At 42.2% G+C, this 19649-nt stretch carries 14 protein-coding genes and 1 riboswitch; of the genes, 4 read left to right on the forward strand and 10 right to left on the reverse strand.

Translation table 11 applies throughout. The features are described from left to right. Positions 1-15: 15 nt before the first annotated feature. The 7 genes from AC3WJJ_RS22040 to AC3WJJ_RS22070 form a co-directional block, all read right to left on the reverse strand. On the reverse strand, positions 16-1221 hold the full coding sequence (locus AC3WJJ_RS22040) for a GGDEF domain-containing protein (protein WP_492543790.1): 1206 nt from the start codon (positions 1219-1221) through the stop codon (positions 16-18). Between the two features lie 171 nt (positions 1222-1392). Next, positions 1393-2376, reverse strand: coding sequence for a DMT family transporter (locus AC3WJJ_RS22045; RefSeq protein WP_492543792.1), 984 nt, complete (start codon positions 2374-2376; stop codon positions 1393-1395). Between the two features lie 129 nt (positions 2377-2505). Further along, positions 2506-2665: riboswitch (FMN riboswitch) on the reverse strand. Positions 2666-2980: 315 nt separating this feature from the next. Then, complete coding sequence (locus AC3WJJ_RS22050) at positions 2981-4396, reverse strand: alpha-L-fucosidase (protein WP_492543794.1); 1416 nt, start codon at positions 4394-4396, stop codon at positions 2981-2983. A gap of 43 nt (positions 4397-4439) precedes the next feature. Next, positions 4440-6041: an ABC transporter substrate-binding protein gene (locus tag AC3WJJ_RS22055; RefSeq protein ID WP_492544053.1), complete on the reverse strand. Its 1602-nt coding sequence runs from the start codon at positions 6039-6041 to the stop codon at positions 4440-4442. Between the two features lie 123 nt (positions 6042-6164). Continuing rightward, entirely contained in the window at positions 6165-7064 is a 900-nt protein-coding gene (locus AC3WJJ_RS22060) for a carbohydrate ABC transporter permease (protein ID WP_492543796.1), read from the reverse strand. Positions 7065-7070: 6 nt separating this feature from the next. After that, a complete protein-coding gene (locus tag AC3WJJ_RS22065; RefSeq protein ID WP_422661384.1) occupies positions 7071-7997 on the reverse strand; it encodes an ABC transporter permease in 927 nt (308 codons plus the stop codon). A gap of 270 nt (positions 7998-8267) precedes the next feature. Beyond that, positions 8268-10508 (reverse strand): helix-turn-helix domain-containing protein, encoded by a 2241-nt coding sequence (locus AC3WJJ_RS22070; protein WP_492543798.1) that lies wholly within the window; start codon positions 10506-10508, stop codon positions 8268-8270. A gap of 261 nt (positions 10509-10769) precedes the next feature. Between AC3WJJ_RS22070 and AC3WJJ_RS22075 the strand changes: the two genes are divergently transcribed. After that, positions 10770-11216, forward strand: coding sequence for a MarR family winged helix-turn-helix transcriptional regulator (locus AC3WJJ_RS22075; protein ID WP_492543800.1), 447 nt, complete (start codon positions 10770-10772; stop codon positions 11214-11216). Continuing rightward, positions 11216-12847 carry an MDR family MFS transporter gene (locus tag AC3WJJ_RS22080; protein WP_492543802.1) on the forward strand — a complete coding sequence of 544 codons (1632 nt, stop codon included), beginning with the start codon at positions 11216-11218 and terminating at the stop codon, positions 12845-12847. Before AC3WJJ_RS22075 ends, AC3WJJ_RS22080 begins: the two co-directional genes overlap by 1 nt. Before the next feature lie 163 nt (positions 12848-13010). Here AC3WJJ_RS22080 and AC3WJJ_RS22085 read toward each other — a convergent pair whose 3' ends face one another. After that, positions 13011-13586: a CPBP family intramembrane glutamic endopeptidase gene (locus tag AC3WJJ_RS22085; protein WP_492543804.1), complete on the reverse strand. Its 576-nt coding sequence runs from the start codon at positions 13584-13586 to the stop codon at positions 13011-13013. A 159-nt stretch (positions 13587-13745) separates the two neighbouring features. Here AC3WJJ_RS22085 and AC3WJJ_RS22090 point away from each other — a divergent pair, with 159 nt between their 5' ends. Next, positions 13746-14318, forward strand: a complete 573-nt coding sequence (locus AC3WJJ_RS22090) for a DUF4352 domain-containing protein (RefSeq protein ID WP_492543806.1) — start codon at positions 13746-13748, stop codon at positions 14316-14318. A gap of 139 nt (positions 14319-14457) precedes the next feature. On the opposite strand, the gene AC3WJJ_RS22095 is transcribed toward AC3WJJ_RS22090, so the two are convergent. Further along, positions 14458-14784: a thioredoxin family protein gene (locus tag AC3WJJ_RS22095; RefSeq protein WP_422660020.1), complete on the reverse strand. Its 327-nt coding sequence runs from the start codon at positions 14782-14784 to the stop codon at positions 14458-14460. A 118-nt stretch (positions 14785-14902) separates the two neighbouring features. Further along, entirely contained in the window at positions 14903-15493 is a 591-nt protein-coding gene (locus AC3WJJ_RS22100) for a YdeI/OmpD-associated family protein (protein ID WP_492543808.1), read from the reverse strand. A gap of 242 nt (positions 15494-15735) precedes the next feature. On the opposite strand from AC3WJJ_RS22100, the gene AC3WJJ_RS22105 reads away from it, so the two are divergent. Continuing rightward, complete coding sequence (locus tag AC3WJJ_RS22105) at positions 15736-19593, forward strand: stalk domain-containing protein (protein ID WP_492543810.1); 3858 nt, start codon at positions 15736-15738, stop codon at positions 19591-19593. Positions 19594-19649: the final 56 nt, after the last annotated feature.

Raw genomic sequence — 19649 nt, forward strand, 5'->3', positions numbered from 1 at the left:
CGCTAGGCCGCTGTCCTACACCACCTTCGCACTACCTTGCGGCTCTTCATCCCCCGCGATAACCCCCATATTGCTTCGTGACGCCCGATTTCGCCCCTCATGCTTAGCTTTATACAAAGCTTCATCACTCAGTTTATAGAGTTTATCCAGTGGCAGCATTTGAGCTGCCGTTACGGTAACCATACCAATACTTAACGTAAAGGAAATCGGTAACTTACCCGAACATTGTAATATCGAAAGACGAATCGCTTCTGCCACCTCCCCTGATTGTTTCTCATCCGCACCGGGAAGGACAACGGCAAACTCATCTCCCCCATATCTGCCTAGCAAATCTCCAGGTGTCAGAGCCCCTTTCACTTTAGCGGCATACTCTTGTAGCACCATATCTCCTATATCATGGCCGTAGGTATCATTAATGGACTTGAAGTGATCAATGTCCATGAGCAGAAAAGAAACCGGTTGACCTTTTTTCCTGCAATCCGCGATCGATTCCTTCGCTTCGAGGATAAACGTTCTGCGATTCCACACTCCTGTCAGGTCATCATAACTCGCTAGCTTATGAAGTTCCCGATCCCCCTTCTCTTTGGATAAGAGGACAAAACCTGTATTCCCTACAAACATCAACAAGAATAATGATAAAAAGGATAATGTCTGATAGATGCTTGGTTCAAAGAACGTTACGTTTATACCAGGAATCCATGCAATAATCGCTCGGATCAGCGAACCTGTAGCCACCAAGCTATACATCAACCCAGTCACTCTCATCAGTGTAGAGCCTTTCTTTCGGCAGACCATACGAATGGCAGGTAGGATCAGCAGGAGTGACATGCCTAAAGATCCCATAGCAATTCGGTTCGTTTCTGTATTGGCTAGCACGATGATAATATGAAATAAAAGAATACAAGAAAATGTTAACCCTATATAAAAGCGACGTGTGTTTCGGTGAAAGACATTCATGACTCTTAACAGCGCAATGGCTTCAAGAGCAGCTCCTAGGAATAAAACCGCATTAGCCAGAGACACCGTGAATAGATCGGGAATTCCTCCCCGAAACATGGCTAGCCCCCAACCGGTTGCTTGCAAACATTTTGCTCCATAAAACGCATTTACCGCACGATCTTTATTCTGTCCATGTCTATAAGCTGTTATTAGAATGACCGTGAATACATGCCCAACAACAAGAAATACAAAAGCGGTCCGCATATCCAGCTCTACATTCATCTTTTAAATTCTCACCATCTCAATATTCTTTTTCGACTTATTTCGACCTTTTAATGTGTAAATCCTCTTTTTTTACCATAATAGTCTAAATGTTTAGCGGAATAGTACAAAAAAACTGCCGGTATACCCGGCAGTTTTTCAATATATTTATATCTAACATATTCGGAACACTTAACCCAGCGTCCCCGCCTTAGCGACAGAATCCGATTGTCTGGAGATGATAAACAATACGATCCAGATCATCAAAAATCCAAGAATTTGGGCAGAGGTCACGACCTCGTTAAAGACAACCCAGTTAATCAATACCCCGGCCGTTGGAAAGCTAAGTTCCGCGAGCGTAGCAACAGAAGCTTTTGTTGTAGTAAGACCTTTATAATAAACAAGCAAGCTGAGCAGTCCTGGTAGAAGCGCTTGACCGATTAGATTCAGGGATACTAGAGCAAAAGCAGATGTTCCGAACTCTGGCAAATTCCAGCCTGCACCTTCATTCAACGTAATCAACCCAAGAAGAGGAAGTGCTAATACAAAACGCAGTGACGTTACCGTCTCCACCTTCATTTGACCAACCATCAATCGACCCATGACAGTAGATCCACCCCAAAGAGCTGCAGCGCCGAGTGACAAAAGGCTTCCCATCTGAATAAAGTCGCTCCAATGTCCAATCGGAATTGCAAATCCGAATGTGAGCAAATATGTTCCTGACAATGCGATAAGCATCAGATATCCAAAATGACGAGGTAGCTTTTCTTTAAGCAGCAGACTTGCTAGAAGAATGGCGAATAACGGTTGGAGCTTTTGCAGAAGAAGAACTGCGTTCAAGTTCCCGCTCGAGAGACCCATCGTGAACAGTATCGTTGCAATCCCTGATCCACCCCATGATATAAAGAGCAATGCACCAACCTGGCGCCAGCCAACTTGTTTAAGTTCCTGACGGTTCTTCCAAATGACCGGAATTGCAATTAACGAGATGATAACATGTTCTAGAAGAACGATCTGCGACGAGGTTAAATTATTCAGAAGTATGACCCGAAATAAGGGATCAACTCCCCATAGTGCTGCTCCCAGTACAACTAACCAAAAACCGTATTTCGGATTACTGCTAGCTTTACCCTTGCGTTTGGACTGTACCTTCAAACCTGTGTTGATGTTTTCCATAATGCTGTCTCCTATCCTTGAATACGGAGTCTTACCAGCAGAAAGCCCCCGTTATCGACAAATGTCGAACATACGGGGGCTGACCAAATAAGCCTACTGTAGAACTAAAAATTCCACAGCAAACCTACGTTTGATCTTCTCCCATCCGGACTTTACCGTCGGCCTTGGATTCTCACCAAGTCAGTCGCTACCTTAAACTTCAAAATAGCGAGTCGCGGGCTGGAGTTCATTCACGAGAGAACGAACCATCACCGCCGGTTAGGAATTTCACCTTACCCCGAAGATCCATATTCATTTATTTTTATTTTGTATTTCTCGAATAACCTAAATCCATAATACTAAAAATTAAGACAATAAGCTGATAAAAAAATCACAATGAAATTATAACACGAATAGTTTCATGTAAATACAATTTTTTTACAGAAAATGATGTTAATTTCTCAGAATATAACCTCACTGAGAATTATACAGCAAATATACATTAGTTACTACATAATTTTCAACGAGTACTTTTTACCACATTCGGCCTTCACACAAAAGGGACATCCTTTAAAGATCATAGATCTTTCTTAGGATATCCCTATCGTATTCTCAAGCGCTGTATTTAGCCTCGATACACTTCAAAAGCTGAAATCGTCGGGCACCATCTGGACTCCGTAATCTTCAATCGAATAAACCGTGAAGTTACATTGTCGAATCGGCATATACGCTTATAACCAACAACCGTACCGCTCCAGAGCGGCTTCCATTCGCCGTCCTGTTCATACTCCAGCTCGAATTTCTCGATTCGTTGACTATAACGATGTTCTTGCAGAACAACATGGTTGAATTCGATCTCTGCATGCAGATCCACTTCAATAGTAACCTGCTCCGTCCCTTCCTCTGGACACCAATAGCTGTCAGGATTGCCATCAAAAATACAGTTCACATCATGTCCATCCATCGTCTGTGAAGCCTGGGCAGTAGCACCCTCAGCCAGATTTGTTCTGAACGTGTTACGAATGTAATCTCCCAGCTCACGCAGCCGAGCACGATCATTCTCATGAATAAGCCCCCGTTTATCCGGTGGTAAATTCAGCAGGAAAGTGGCGTTTCCGCCGACTGAACCATAATACACATGAAGCAGTTCTTCAAGTGATTTAACTTTATCATCTTCCGAAGCATGATAGAACCAACCTGGGCGAATGGACGTATTTACTTCAGCTGGATACCAGACCAGTTCGCGCTCATGACGAATGATCTCTCTACTTCCCAGATCGCGATCGGTGGAATCATATCGTTTAGCAAATTCGCCATCATCCACTTGTTGAGATTTCTCCTGAATGCTCTCATTCGAGCGGAGAGATACAGGCACGACACTCCACTCTGACTCACGGCATACGCCCGCTTCATTTCCACACCACCGAATATCCGGTCCACACACATTGATAACCGCATTTGGTTGTAACTCTCGAATAAGAGAATAATAAGCGTCCCAGTCATACACTTGTCTTTTCCCATTCGGGCCTTCACCACAAGCACCGTCGAACCATACACAGAAAATATCTCCGTAGTTCGTTAACAACTCTCTTAACTGGTTCATAAAGTACTCATTGTATTTAGGAGAATCACCATAAGTCTGTTCATGACGATCCCATGGGGATAAATAGACACCGAACTTAATACCACCTTTGCGGCAGGCATCCGCAACTTCCTGAACGATATCGCCCTGTCCATTCTTCCAAGGGCTGTTCTTCACGGAGTGCTCGGTATACTGGCTCGGCCATAAACAAAATCCGTCATGGTGCTTACAAGTAAGAATAAGTCCCTTCATTCCAGCATCCCGGCATGAGTCAACCCACTGATCCGCATCAAATTCTACAGGGTTAAAGATAGCTGGATCTTCATCGCCATGCCCCCACTCTTTATCCGTGTACGTGTTGATCGTAAAGTGAATGAATGAATAGAACTCCATTTCCTGCACAGCCACCTGTCTTTCTGAAGGCTTCACTTGTGCAGCGTATTGAATCAAATCAACCATGTCATATCTCCTCCGTCACTCTAGGGTAGAAGGAATACAGTTACTATTTGGTTGGCAGCGCTTTCTGATAAGCTGCCAGGTAAGCATCCAGCTGCATTCCTTTAAATCCATTTACGTAATTCTCCCAATCCTTATCGATATCCTTGTTACCGGTTACAAATTGCGCAAGATTCGATGCCACATAATCAGATAATGTCTTCGACATTTGTGTAACGATTAACGCATCCGCTGGATCAATAAATACATCGGTCGGATACGCAATTTCCGGTTTCGCAAATGGCTCATACTTTTTCGCAGCCAGCCATAGACGGTAATCAATCGCACCTTTACCGAGTGGATCTGCTGGAGCTACGAATGATTCACGGATGGAGTTGAGCATCTGCATCGTTCCTAATTGCCACCACGTATTTGCCAGCGGTGTTTGTCCACTTGCAGACTGCTCTGACGTAACAACATCATACTTCGCAGGATTTCCGTTATAGTCAAGCTCGCCGCTTTCCGCTTTTTTATAACCTTCTCCTTCAAAGCCCCATGTTGTATGAACCGTTCCTTCTTCGGAGAAGAGATAATCAGCTAGACGAATGGCAGCAATTTGTTCTTCCTTGGTCGCTTTATTCGTAATAACAAATTGTCCAGCACCAGCTCCGACCGTATAACCTGCTAATTGAACACCCTCTGGCCCTTTAAGTGGTGGAACAACATCGTAAGCTTTGTGACGTGTGTTGTTCTCATCATTAACTTCAAACATACCTCCAATATTCGCAGTACCTACACTGCCTACTACAACATCAGGCTTGTTGGCTAGTTGTTTAACAGCATCAACGTTTTGCGTGAATGCGGCTTTATCCATCAAACCTTCTTCGAATAACTTACGTAAATACTTCACGCCTTCCTTCCATTCCGGTTGCATAGGCGCATAGATGACCTTGCCATCCTTGATCATTAAACCGGTTCCATCATTGTAGATAAAGGCATTCATTAAGAACAAATCTACACCGCCACCCCAATCATTATTGGAGGTTGTGAAAGGAACCTCATCTGCTTTACCATTCCCATTCGGGTCTTTCTCTTTGAAAGCCTTCATCACTTGATAAAATTCTTCAGTCGTTGTTGGCATATCCAAGTTCAGCTCTTCAAGCCATTCTGTATTAATCCATAGTCTTTGATAGTATGTACAGTGTAGACATTCATTGATTTTTGGAAGTGCATAGATATTGCCATCCGGAGCAACCATTCCTGCTTTTAAATAGGGTAAATCTGTCATCGCTTTTTTAATATTTGGTGCATACTGATCGATTAAGTCATTCAATGGTATAAACGCACCTTGCTGACCATACTTCACCTGATCCGCCTTCGACATTCCCGCACTCAGAATGACTGCCGGGTAATCTCCACTTGCTAACAGCAATAACTTTTTATCGTTAAAAGCAGCATCTGGGGAAGTACTCCAGTTGAATTTAATGTTCAGCGTTTCTTCCAAATGTTTCGAAAATTTGTTCACATCCAAATTCTCAATACCGACGGTTTGTGGAGCAAACACACTCAGTTCAACTGGCTTATTCGGATCTTGAGGAGCATCTGCGGAGCTATCGTCTTTACCTTTAGAACCACCACACGCTGATAATACCATGGTAAGAACCAACATAAGACTCATTACTTTGAGCAGTTTTGTTTTCAATTGAACAACCTCCTTATATTTAAATACTTCTCGATATAGCTTTATTCATAAACCGATTGCTGAACATCACCTCCCTTACAGGTGAACCTTTTATCCTTTCAAAGACCCGATCATAACCCCTTTAACAAAGTGCTTCTGAACAAACGGGTAGATTATAAGTACAGGAGCGCTGGATACAACAATCAATGAGTATTTCAATAGATCCTTCAACCCCTGCTGCATCAAAACATTGTTAACATCCTTGTACATATCGGAATTCTCCGAGTTCAGAATAAGTAGATTCCGCAGGAATATCTGCAGCGGGAACATATGACTGTCTTTTAAATAAATTAAAGCATTGAAATAGGCATTCCAGTGACCGACCGCGTACATTAGGAACAATACGGCGATGATCGGCTTGGATAAAGGAATAACCATCTGCAGAAAGAACTTTATATCACTGCATCCATCAATTTGCGCAGCTTCATGAAGTTCATCGGGAAGCGATTGAAAGAACGTTCTCGCTATAATGACTTGGAACACGGCAAATGCTCCTGGCAGGATCATCGCCCATCTTGTATCCAAAATGCCAAGCGACTTCACGAGCAGGTAATTCGGAATCAATCCGCCATCGAAAAACATCGTAAATACAAGGAGCAACATCATGATGTTACGACCATAAAATGTTCTTCGTGCTAGCGGGTACGCCAGCATAATGGTGAATGAAACGTTTAGCAAAGTACCAAACACGGTATAAAAAAGGGAGTTCCCAAATCCAACCCAAATGTCCGAGTTCTGAAATACAGCCTTATAACCAATAAGCGTAAAATCAACCGGCCATAACCATACTTTACCGGACGTAACTGCTGCCGGTGAACTAAATGAAGCGCTCACAATATGTAAGAGCGGGAACAAAATAATAATGAAGACTACTGCCAAAAATAGATATACCAAACCTATAAATATACGATCTGTTACCGATTCTTTTATACTGGTACCATCCAAGGTCATCGCCTCCTACCACAAACTATTGGAAGATATTTTTTTCGCTACGAAGTTCACGATAATGAGCAGCGTAAAGTTGATTACGGAATTAAACAATCCGATAGCCGTCGAGAAACTAAAGTTCGCTCCGAGCAGACCGACTTTATATACATAGGTCGAAATGACTTCCGATGTGTTTTGATTGAGCGGATTTTGCATCAAATAAATCTTCTCAAATCCCAGGCTCATGATTTGCCCAAGGCTTAAGATCAGCATGATCACGATAACTGGAATCAAGCTCGGAATATCAATATTCCAAATTTTCTGGAACCTTGTCGCTCCGTCTACTTTTGCCGCCTCATACAATTCCGGATTCACACCAGATAACGCAGCAATGTAGATAATCGCCCCATAGCCCATATTCTGCCACACGTCCGACCATACATAGATCGACTTAAACAGCTCCGACCTACCGAGGAAATCGACTGGCTCCAGTCCTAAAGCTCTGTAGATATTGCTCAGAAGTCCTACGTTTGGAGAGAGGTTTACGATCAGAATAGAAACAATAATAACGGTTGAGATGAAGTACGGTGCATATGTCACCATCTGAACTGACTTTTTGAATATCCCGTTTCGAATTTCGTTAAGAGCAAGTGCCAATATAATAGGAGCAGGAAATCCGATCAGCAGCCCATATAGTGAAATGAGTAGTGTATTCCGGAAATAATCCCAAAAGTATGGCGCATCTAACAACTGCTCAAAGTACTTAAATCCTGCCCACGGACTCCCCAGGATTCCTTCAACAAGGTTATAGTCCTTAAAGGCAATCACGACACCGAACATAGGAATGTATTTAAAAATAATAAGGTAGAGAAGCGGTAAAGCGACCAGCAAATAAAATTGCCAGTGCCTTTTCATTTGCTGTAGTGCATGCTTACCTCGTTTGTTCGGATGCATCATGAGTTCCCGCTTCGGAACGGGTTTACTGCTTATACTAGCCATCAAGCCACTCTCCTTTGCCCTTTCTGTTAATCTCATGTTAAAAGGCAGGCGGGCTTGCAGCAATAAACAAGAATCTCGGCACAACCATTTTCCGCAAAACCCTTGATAACAGGTCTTTTCTCGCGTCGGTACTACGATAAACTTTTTTCTCCGGACCAACTATATTCGGTAATTGCTAAAAAGAAACGCCCCCGGCGTCTAATAGACACCAGGAGCGTTCCAATCATATTAGGCATTCTTCTTACTGACTTGTTCACGGTACTCACCTGGAGACACACTCACTACTTTTTTGAACATACGGCCAAATGATATCGCATTCGTGTACCCAACCTCTTCGGCAATTTCTTGTATCGAGTGATGTGTGTCTTCGAGTAGATGCCTTGCATGATTGATACGAAGCTCAATTAAATAATCAACGAACTTCTGACCGGTCTCTTCCTTAAACAGTTTGCTGAGTGTTTTGGAATTCATCTGGAACTGTTCACTTAGAAGGTCCAGAGACAAATTCTGATTCGTAGATTCCTTCTCCATATAAGCTCGAACACTTCGAATGATTTCGGAATGATTTCGATTCTCTTGCAGTAATAAGAGCTTATCGAAAATTTGTTCAAGCACCTGTTCGACTTGATTCTCCATTTGTTCTAGCGTTTCAGAATTCGTTAAAGCTTCATTTAAAGCTGGCTCGCCAACTAGGCTCCAGTGCTCCTGAAACTCCTTAGCCATCTTATTCATCTCGCGCCCTAGAGAATAAATCATATAGTCCGTCAAGCTAATGATGTGATCTTGATTTAACATATCCTGCTCTATATTTTCAAGAATGCTCTTGTACTGCTCCCGCCAATCCTCCCGTACTAAACGGAAAGACTGAGCCATCGCTTGGATCCGCTGAAAATAATCAAATGACTTCCCTTGCTCTTCTGTTCTGATCGAAGTATAAAAAATGATTTTATTCTCACCCATAATCATTTTGTACTTCAACGTTTGCACCGCTTGGTAGTAAGATTCCGGGATAGATGTAAATAACTCAGCCGTTCCTCCGACGCCAACAGTGATCGTCAGTTTTAAATGTTCCTCGACCCACACTCGGGAGTTCTCCAGTACATTTAATAATTCTTCTTCAGCATTGTGTAAATCATTAATTTGTACAAGCAGCCCTAGCTTCGAGCTCGAAATCCACTCTGCCCATACGACAGTTCCATGCTTCTGTGCCGTTTCCTGAATGACACTCTTCAGTGCAAATTTCATTAAGTATTGATCTTGCTGTGTATACTGGCTGACAAACTGGTTAAATTTATCGATCTCAATTACGCACACACTCTGAGGCTTACTTAAGTCATTTAATTGAATGGTTTCACGCTGTGTTTCCCATTGACCAAGATTTGCAGGATATTGCCCCTCTAAGAGTTGTTGAAATAAATAAGTTTTTCGTAATAACAGATCTTCTCGATATTGCTGTTGATATGAGTTCGACTGCTCTAACATGCTGCTAAGGGCAGATTGTATAAAGGTAAACTCATCCTGCCGTTTTTCCTGCAATAAGACACTAGTCTTATCCTGTGAGAACTTCTGGATTTGGGATACAATCTGTTCAATAGGACGATAATTACGCCGAGCAACAAAGACAATCCACCAAACTCCTGCCCCCATCATCAGCAAACCTACAATAAACCAGACATTAAACAATTGATTGGCTAAATTCACCCATCCCCCATTGACTAGACCACTTTCATAGCTCCAGCCCGTTAGAGGAGAGGTTGCGGATGAGATCAATTTTTTATATGAAGAATCTATATGACTCTCAGGGAGAATAGGCTTACCTTCTACATCCAAAATATCAATATAACTAACTTCTTGACTATACATGTTCTCGATCATCGTATTCAGTGAATCGGTCTTTATGTTAACAATAACGAACCCTTCACCACTCTGAATATAAGGAGCTTTCAACACAAGTGATATAACCTGTTCCTGTTCCTTAAACGAAAACTCCTGAAAATTACGAACGCCTGTCCATTTCGTCTCATAGAACGATCCTGTCAGATAAGGCTTAATAAACTCATAATCAGGGTAATCTAGCAGATTAGCATTCGTTGAGTTACTAAGAATAAATTGATCATTCAATCTGACAAGGTACATAGAATCCACCAAGGGATAGGAGATCTTAAAGTTCTTCATGAACTTTACCACTTTAACGTTTAAATAATAATCGCTTTGCTTTCCGTCGTTAAAAAAAACTGAAAGATCCGGATTGTTTAACATATCGCTCAGAAGCATCTGTTCAATGGTCTTCATAGAAGAATCTATAGAACTTATCGCTTGCAACAATAATGTCTCATTGGCTTTGGTCGCTTCTTTCCGGCTCTGCTCACTAAGCATTTGAAAGAACACAAAGAATATAAAAGACACGACGATGAAGAAGGCAGGCATATACATTAACAACTGTCGATAAAACCATGATTTTTTCTTCATTGCTCCTCCTATATAAATATCTGTACATGAAATACTTAAAGGTGAAACAAAACCATATGTAAACGCATTCATAAATGAGTTCAGATTTTATGACTGATTGGTATATTATAGTACGCGCTCCACGTATATGTATATATTCGCCTATATTTTTCTAGAAAAGAAATTGACTTCACGAACTTGTAGGATTTATACTCGTAATTACTTTAGGGGGTAAACATTTTAAAAGGTATAATAATTTTAAATAATTGGAGGTGTAATATCGTGCCTACTTCAAGCAGCTTAACAGCATTTGAAGAGTTATATCTTGATTTCCAGCGGAAAGTATCGGCTGAATGGCATAAGCGTATGGACCGTCTTGTGTCTGGATCACAGGCTACGATTTTATGGAAGCTTGAGTACGGTGGCCCGCAAAAGGCATCTACGCTGGCAGCACGTATGGACATTACGCCTGGTGCAATCACAAGTCTTTCCGATAAGTTAATATCCAGTGGTTATGCAGTTCGAACAAGAGATGCAGATGATCGTAGGGTGGTCTATCTGGAAATTACGGATCAAGGAAGGGAGCTACTAAGACAATTCAGGGTCGAGACGAAGAGTATTATGGAACATTTTTTTAAAGGGATCTCCGAAGAAGATATACATCATTTGATCCGCATCTATGAGCAGGTCTTACGGAATATCGACACAGAGAAAGAGGTGGAACATTAATGGTGCATTTATCGGATAAGCGAAAAATGACAATCATGATCGCTATTATTACATCTTTATTCTTCGCTGCCATTAATCAGACGATCATCGGAATTGCCATGCCTCGTATTATCGCCAAGCTCGGAGGTATGGACTATTATTCATGGGCTATTACGATCTATCTGCTTACTTCGACGGTGGCATCGGTCCTTGTCGGTAAGCTCTCCGATATTTATGGCCGAAAGCCATTTATCTTGTCCGGTATCGGGTTATTTACGATAGGTGCCATCTTATCCGGGTTTTCAACCGATATTTTTGAATTAATAACATATCGGGCAATTCAAGGTGCCGGCGCAGGTATTATCATGTCCACGGTGTTCACCGCAATCGGAGACCTCTATGAACCCAGAGAGCGTGCCAAATGGACGGGTGTCATGAGTGCGGTATTCGGCTTATCCAGTGTAGCTGGACCACTGATGGGAGGCTATATCGTCGATCATCTAGACTGGCGCTGGGTATTTTGGATTTTCCTCCCTCTTGGGGTCATCGCCTTTATATTAATCTGGGTCAATTTCCCGAAGGTTCCAAGACGCCAAGGAGAATCCGTGGATTACTGGGGTTCCCTCTTCTTAACGCTCACGATTGTTCCTATGCTGCTCGCCTTTTCTTGGGCAGGTGACGGACCTGAGAAATATGCTTGGGGTTCGTGGCAAATCCTCGGGCTGTTCGCTGCAACGATCGTCTCATTGATCATTTTTATCGCTATCCAGACCAAAGTAAAGAGCCCAGTCCTTCCCCTCGGCTTGTTCAAAAATAGTGTGTTTACCGTATCCAACCTGGTGAGCTTCTTCTTGAATGCTGCCATGATGGGAGCAATCATCTATGTCCCTTTCTTCGTTCAAGGGGTGAAGGGAATTTCACCAACCATGGCGGGGTATGTAGCGATGCCGATGTCTATTGCCATGCTCATCACAACCTCTTTATCCGGACAACTGATGTCCAAAACCGGTAAATATAAAAATATGGCGATCATCGGCCTAATGGTCATGACCATCGCTATGGTCTTGATGTATTTCATGGTCCCTTCCACACCAATCTACATACTCATCATATATATGATCATCCTTGGACTCGGAATTGGCGTAGCCATGCCCGTATTCTCACTTACCGTTCAGAATGCCGTAGCACCTCAGCAGATTGGAGTTGCTACCGCAACCTCGACCTTATTCCGAAATCTTGGGGGAACGATAGGAATCGCTATTATGGGAAGCTTGATGAGTGCTAGTATTACAAAAAAAATGACCGAGTTATCTTCAAATTTAGGGAATCAGACGAATGCAGCAATGAACCCGGAATTAGCTGAGAAGCTTGCTCTTTTTCAAAACCCGCAAAATCTTTTGGATCAACCAAAGATCGAGGCTACCCTAAACAGTTTATCACCAGAATTGCAGTCGGCATTTACGAAAATGCTTGATATCATACGAGAAGCTCTAAGCTACGCTATCACGACGACTTTCTTGACCGGTGCTATTGTAGCATCCGTTGCATTCTTAATCGCACTGTTTCTCAAAGAAATTCCACTGCGTTCTGGAAAAGGCATGGCCCAAAAAAAGCAGGAGACAACCGTGGAAGGAAGTTCCATTTCGAACTAAATGAAACATCAGAACAAAGAGCGTTCCTGCAAAGATTCCACCTTGCAGAGCGCTCTTTGTTTCATATCAGTCCAAAAAGAATAAATCCGATCGTATTAATTGCTAAATTAGCACACATATGGACCATCCACGATGTATAAATATTTCCGCTTCGTTCATTCAGCTAGTTGAATAATAGGCCTGCCACAAACAAACTAATGATTAACAACAGGAATAAAGGAATGGTAAACCAGTTCGTCATCATCGCGATATGATACACCGCAAATGCCCCCGCGCTGAATATGTAAGCAAACTTACGCCCAGTCAGCTTCTTCAGTGTTAAGAATGCAAAGCCACGAAAGAAGAATTCCTCAAGCAAGGAGTTAACGATGGAAATATAAATAGCGACAATTATAAAATTCCCCGCATTTACCCCAGTGTTGCTCTCTAATGATTCCGTTATCTGAGATAGATCAAAATATGGTCCGAGCAAGAAGTAACTGCCCAGAATAACCACAAATACGCTAACGCCGAGTAGTACAGAGAATGCGATCCCTTTTCGCTCAATCTTGAATAATGACCGGAATGATATGTCTCGATGGATCAGACAAAACCCAAGGGGCAACGTTAGAAATAAAACAATCTTGATTACTGATTTCAAAGCATAATCTGGCCTGATTACTGCATCCACATAAGCCATCGTGATACATCCAAGTACAATCATTAGTACCATGGTGATTACTTTTCTTCTTGTTGTCATGCTCTTCCTTCCATTTCTATGACTAATGTGTCTATTAATTTTATTGGAATATATTACTTAAACACCAAATGTATTCTATTAAGTGAAATATATGATATATTATCTACATGGGTATATATACCTATTATAATTACAGCATCTTAGGGGGAACACGAAGACATGTTTAAAGTCGTAAAGGTATTGGGAACAGCATTATTATCAATGACTCTATTGGTTGCATGTGCTGAACAAACTGTGACTAAAGAAGACGCTAGTCCAGAAGTCCAGCAAAAACTTGATGAAAATGCTGCTAAGGCAAATTCGGACGAATCAAACGATACTCCAGCTGAGAAGGAAGAAGCTACTAAGGCTAAAGCCGGAGAAACCTTAAACGTTGATGGAGTAAAGATAACAGTAGTTGATATAATGAAATATGATGGCAAAATCAATCCGTATCAGCCTCTGAAGGAAGATCATGCTGTAAAGATCAGTGTTATCGTCGAGAATACAAATAAAGAAAGTGTTTTTGTTGACTCAACAGAATTCAAGTTGTTTGATACAGATGGTTTTGAACTAGAACAGGCATTGCCTGAAGATGATATGGCCTTATCCGGGGACATTCCTGCTGGCAAGAAAATGAAGGGTGAAGTTTATTTCGATACACCAAAACAGCAAGGTGCATGGGAGTTGCATTATGAGTCAATGGCATCCATCGATGGCGAATCTGCGATTTGGGAATTGGATGCAAAATAAAGAACTTTAATATTTTAACTAGCTAACAAATAGTGGGGATACTTCATAAAAAGCACCGGATCTATCCATCTTACCAATGGAAGAAAACCGGTGCTTTTATGCATTCTAAATACTAAAGGTGGCTAACCCACAAATACTCTTATTTCTTAGATTCCAATGTCTCCAAATACTCTGAAATTTCTTTAGGTGTCTTCGCAAATTTGCTATGAAGGTGTGCTAGCTTCTCTCCATTCTTATAAACCAGCAAGCTCGGAATACCACGCACTTCGTTCTTGCTTGTAATCTCCTCAAGCTGTTCCACATCCAGCGCATAAAACTCCTTATCTGGGTGCTTTGCCATGATATCTGGCAGGAATTTTTCCAGCGTTCTGCAATCTGGACACCAAGTGGCATCGTATTTGATGACGGTCAATCCGTCTCGGTTGATTAAATCCTCGTATTGTTTCTCCGTTTGAATTCTTTCCATTGTTCTCTATCCCCTTATCATTCGAAAATAACGATATGATCTTTATCACAACACACCATTTCATAGTTATTCTAGCCGTTTATGACTTGGTTTGCAAAAGGGATAAAAACCTTAGGCGTTACGGATGTATCTTCTCTCCATTTTCCAACATACGTATTAACTCCTTGACCTTTCTTGCACGGGTCTCAGCCTTCTTCGCATTCTGTATACGAAAATGAATCGCGAATTTGTTCTGATTATTTAAGGTGTCATAAAATTCTTTGGCACGCGGATGCTCTGCGAACGCTGCTTCCATCTCAGCGGGTACCGTAGCCCGGCTCTGTGGCGCGTAAGCCGCTTCCCAGCGCCCATTGATCTTGGCCGTTTCAATAGCCTGAAGTCCAGACGGCTTCATCCTTCCTTCCTCGATCAACCTCTGAACCTTTTCCTTGTTCACCTGTGACCAGATGCTATTCTTCCCTCGCGGTCCAAACCGCTGAACCCAGCTATCTCCGTCGAGTGATTCTTTACGGCTATCAATCCATCCGTAGCATAAAGCGCTATCCAGTGCTTCAGCATAACTCACGGTTTGAAGTGTTGAATTCTTCTTCGCTATTTGCAGCTTGACCCCACTTGAACAATGGTGGTTCTGTGCAAGCCACGCTTCCCAGTCATCCTGATTATGACATAACAGAAGTGGCCACTCCGCACTTCCTTCTTTTGTGTTCAACCTCTCTTCAACCCCTTTCCTATAAGAAATGCTGTATTATCTATCGCGTGCTTTTAATAATGATTACCATTTTAATCCTTTTATTTCTATAAATTCAAGGATTTCTATCCCTTATCACGTTAAAATAGAATCCATGACAACAAAATTTTCCTTAGCCTGCCGAATAGCTGAAACTTTACCCTAGCCCACAGCGTCATATAGTTGAGGAAAATAATAACAATCATTTGAAGGAGGTCAATCGCGTGAGGAAGTTTTGGACTGCTTTGCTAGCAGGACTACTCATCATCCCATTGCTGTTCCAGTCACAGGCACAGGCGGCAGTAAATTTCACCATCTTAATCGATGGGGTAAGACTCGCAACAAGTCAGGCACCGGTTATGATCCAAGGCCGCGTCATGCTACCTATGAGGGCCATCTTCGAGGCACTGGACGCCAAGGTGACTTGGAACCAGAAAGCTCAGACCGTTACTGCAGTTAAGGACGGAACAACGATCGTATTGAAGATCAACTCTAAGACAGCAACCATTAACAGACAAAGTGTTAATCTTGACGTTCCAGCTAAGAATTTGAGAGGTACGACAATGGTACCCGTGCGCTTCGTCAGTGAATCCTTAGGAGAAAAGGTTGGCTGGAATTCCAAGACCAAGACAGTTTCCATTACGACATCTGGTGGTGTTTCTGTTCCAGACAGTCTAAATCCTGCCTCTTATGTAACCTTAAGAGATGTGGCGAATTACGGAGATGGTAGGGATCTTCAAGTTAATTTCTCTAAATCATCGAATGAATCCCGTGCTTCTCAGTACCGGATTATGGTCGTTAAAGCATCTAAATCAGGCAGCTTCAACCTATCATCAGCACAAATGGTCTCAAACTATAATTATGCGGTAATTTTCCCGAACGGATCAGATCCTTCCATTACACTGAACTCTGCTTCACGTGATGTAGATGGAGAATATATCCGCGACAATCAATCTTACGTAGCTTACGTATTAAGTGTCGGCAAGGTAAATGGTGATGTAGCACTATCCTCACCTTCACCAGCACTCACGCTTGCTAATACAAACGCTGTTGACGCAGCAACCAATGTGAAGGGAACCGATGTCAACGACTATAATGACGGACGTGACCTTTCCGTAAGCTTTACACGTGCAAAGACAGAAAGTAATATCTCAAATTATCGCGTCATTGCTGTAAAAACCAAAGATATTAGCAAATTTGATCTTGCAGCAGCTAAAGCTGTAGCAAGCCAGAACTATACGACTGTAAACAAGACCAGCAGTAGCAGTACAACACTTACAACGGTACTAAATTCCTCTTCGCGTGATTCTTCAGGCGAATATATTCGGAATGGAATACCTTACACCCTTTATGTGCTGTCCGTAAGCAGCAATGAGAATTCCGTAGCGAGCAAACTCTCGACTGCATCCTCATCGATTACGCTTGCGACAGGTTCTACCACCGCTCCAGTCATTACACAAGTAACAGATGTGAATGATTATGGCGATGGTCGAGATCTACGAGTAAGCTTTACTAAGTTGTCTGACGAATCTGGTATTGGATCGTATCGGATTTTCGTCGTAAAATCGAGTGATTATCAGAATTTCAATCTAACTCGAGCTAACAATGTATCCAGCTATAACTACACACAGGTGAACAAGACTGGAAATAACATCATCCAGACCCTATCCTCTGGAGCCAGAGATGTAGATGGAGCGGCTATTCGAAGCGGTGTTTACTATCGTGTATTCGTCATGTCTGTTGCTACAGGTAACAACTCAGGTAACAACAAACTATCGTCACCTTCGAGCGACATTATTTTGTACAATAACAACTCATATGTTGGATCGATCTCGAATCTTTATGTCAGCGATGTGAGTGATTACAACGATGGCCGTGACTTGCAAGTTTCGTTCACGCGTGCATCCGATGAATATAATATTAGTCATTACCGCGCATTTGTGGTCAAAACAAGCAAGGCGAATTATTTTGACCTGAACGATGCCAATTCGTTGTCCAGCTATTATTACACTCAAATTAATAAGACGGGATACAACATCACTCAGAATCTGAACTCTTCGAGCCGTGATACGGACGGGGATTATATCCGTAATGGTGTCAGCTACCGTGTGTTCATTGTGTCGCAAGGTAATAACAATTCCAGCAACAACGCACTGTCATCCTCCTCCTCAACCATCACACTTAGTAACAATCGTTATGTAACTGCCGTAACGAATGTAGCAGCAAGCGATGTGAGTGACTATGGCGATGGCCGTGACTTGAGAGTATCCTTCACGAAAGCTTCTGATGAGTACAACATCGGTAGTTACCGAGCATTCGTGGTGAAGGATAGCAAAGCAAGTAATTTCACCTTGAATACAGCTAACAACAACTCATACTATACGCAGATCTATAAGACGGGAAGTAATATTAGTCAAATCCTAGGGTCTGGAAGTAGAGATACGGATGGAGAGTATATCCGTGAGGGAATCAGCTACCGCGTGTTCATCATGTCAGTAGGCAGCGGAAACTATTCCAATAGCAACGCACTTTCTTACTACTCCTCAGCCATTACATTGGGCAAAACTCTTACACTGAATCCTGCAACAGCTGTAGAGGCTAAAGATATAAGCGATAATAATAACGGCAGTGATTTGCAGGTGAAGTTCGATAGCTCCTCAGATTACAACAACATTAGTGAATATCGCATTCTTGTGGTTAAGAAAGATAAAGCAAGTGGCTTTGATCTAACGGCTGCAAATGCCGTAAGAAATCATTACACATCGGAGATCAGCCGTAGTGGAACGATTACGAAGGCACTCGCACCGAATGCAAAAGATACAGACGGTGACGATATTAAAGATGGTACTGCCTACCGTGTATTCGTCTTAGCCATTGGTAAAGGCAATTTTGCTGGAAAAAGTGCTATTTCCAATGCATCAGATGTGATTACCCTAACAGCCAATACAAAGGTAGATGCCGTTACGAATGTAACAGCAGAAGATAACGGTGACAATGGTGACGGTCGAGACTTATTCGTATCCTTTAATAAAGCTGCGAATGAGGATAAGATCCTTCAGTATCAAGTGTATGTAGTTAAAGAATCAGCTTCTGAAGGATTTACACCTGGTAATTCAGGATTTACAACTGTAAATAAAACGGGTTCAAACATCCGTACTAGCTTGCAATCTAGTACGACTGACAGCAACGGTGGAGCAATTGTTAACAACCAGCCTTATAAAGTATTCGTTGTCTCGGTGAGCAAAGACGGCAATGCCAGCAACAATACACTGTCTTCTCCATCCGCAGTTATCACACTCGAAGGACCTGAAATATCAGCTCCAACGATCGTGAAGACGACATCGAATGATTACGGGTTCGAGGTTACATTCTCTCCAGGACCGAACTCGAAGAATGTAGAAGTATATAAAGTAATGCTTGTACCTGACTCCTCCCCAACTGACAATTTGGAGGCTGTCACCAACTTCGTAAAAGTTACGCCTGATAGTACTAGTAAAGAATTTTACGCACTGTTGGAAAAAGATATTAACAATGCACCATTAAGCAAAGATACAACTTATAAGGCATATGTTCTTGCCGTCAATAAATCAAGCTCAGCTAAACATGCATTGTCAGCTCCATCAGGCGAACTTAAACTTCCCCAGCCTGACGAATCTGCGGCAAGCAATGTAAACGTAGAGCCAGTGAAGAATACGAACAACCTAAACGTAAGCTTTAAAGCAGCATCGAAGGATAGTGAAATCACTTCTTATCAGGTTGTGTTTCTTCCAGCTGACAGCGCCGGAAGCTTTAACTTGAAGAAAGCCACTTCTTCCAAGACCCTGCTGAAAATGACTGACGTCAATTCATCTCAATCAGATAACGGCGGTACTGCTGGAACAGGAAACGAAGCTGATACGATTAAGAAGTACACCTTCGAGATTCCAAGCAAAGATGGGAACGGAGCGGACATTCAAGCTGGTAAAGAATATAAAGCGGTTGTGCTCAGTCTTGTTGTAAAGGATGATAAATCAACTGAGATCATCGCTGTTTCCAATCCATCCAAAGGACTTATTTTGGTAGCATCCAAAGCTAAGAAATAATGCGAACCTAGTCCTACCTCAATTAATAACTAATACCAAACAGCCTCCACCCCATA

It is taken from the genome of Paenibacillus sp. FW507-14B1B, from assembly GCF_058781425.1.

Coding starts and splice junctions, on each gene's coding strand:
- AC3WJJ_RS22040 (WP_492543790.1), bottom strand. CDS start 1,221: ATGAATGTAGAGCTGGATATGCGGACCGCTTTTGTATTTCTTGTTGTT.
- AC3WJJ_RS22045 (WP_492543792.1), bottom strand. CDS start 2,376: ATGGAAAACATCAACACAGGTTTGAAGGTACAGTCCAAACGCAAGGGT.
- AC3WJJ_RS22050 (WP_492543794.1), bottom strand. CDS start 4,396: ATGGTTGATTTGATTCAATACGCTGCACAAGTGAAGCCTTCAGAAAGA.
- AC3WJJ_RS22055 (WP_492544053.1), bottom strand. CDS start 6,041: ATGTTGGTTCTTACCATGGTATTATCAGCGTGTGGTGGTTCTAAAGGT.
- AC3WJJ_RS22060 (WP_492543796.1), bottom strand. CDS start 7,064: ATGACCTTGGATGGTACCAGTATAAAAGAATCGGTAACAGATCGTATA.
- AC3WJJ_RS22065 (WP_422661384.1), bottom strand. CDS start 7,997: ATGATGCATCCGAACAAACGAGGTAAGCATGCACTACAGCAAATGAAA.
- AC3WJJ_RS22070 (WP_492543798.1), bottom strand. CDS start 10,508: ATGAAGAAAAAATCATGGTTTTATCGACAGTTGTTAATGTATATGCCT.
- AC3WJJ_RS22080 (WP_492543802.1), top strand. CDS start 11,216: ATGGTGCATTTATCGGATAAGCGAAAAATGACAATCATGATCGCTATT.
- AC3WJJ_RS22085 (WP_492543804.1), bottom strand. CDS start 13,586: ATGACAACAAGAAGAAAAGTAATCACCATGGTACTAATGATTGTACTT.
- AC3WJJ_RS22090 (WP_492543806.1), top strand. CDS start 13,746: ATGTTTAAAGTCGTAAAGGTATTGGGAACAGCATTATTATCAATGACT.
- AC3WJJ_RS22095 (WP_422660020.1), bottom strand. CDS start 14,784: ATGGAAAGAATTCAAACGGAGAAACAATACGAGGATTTAATCAACCGA.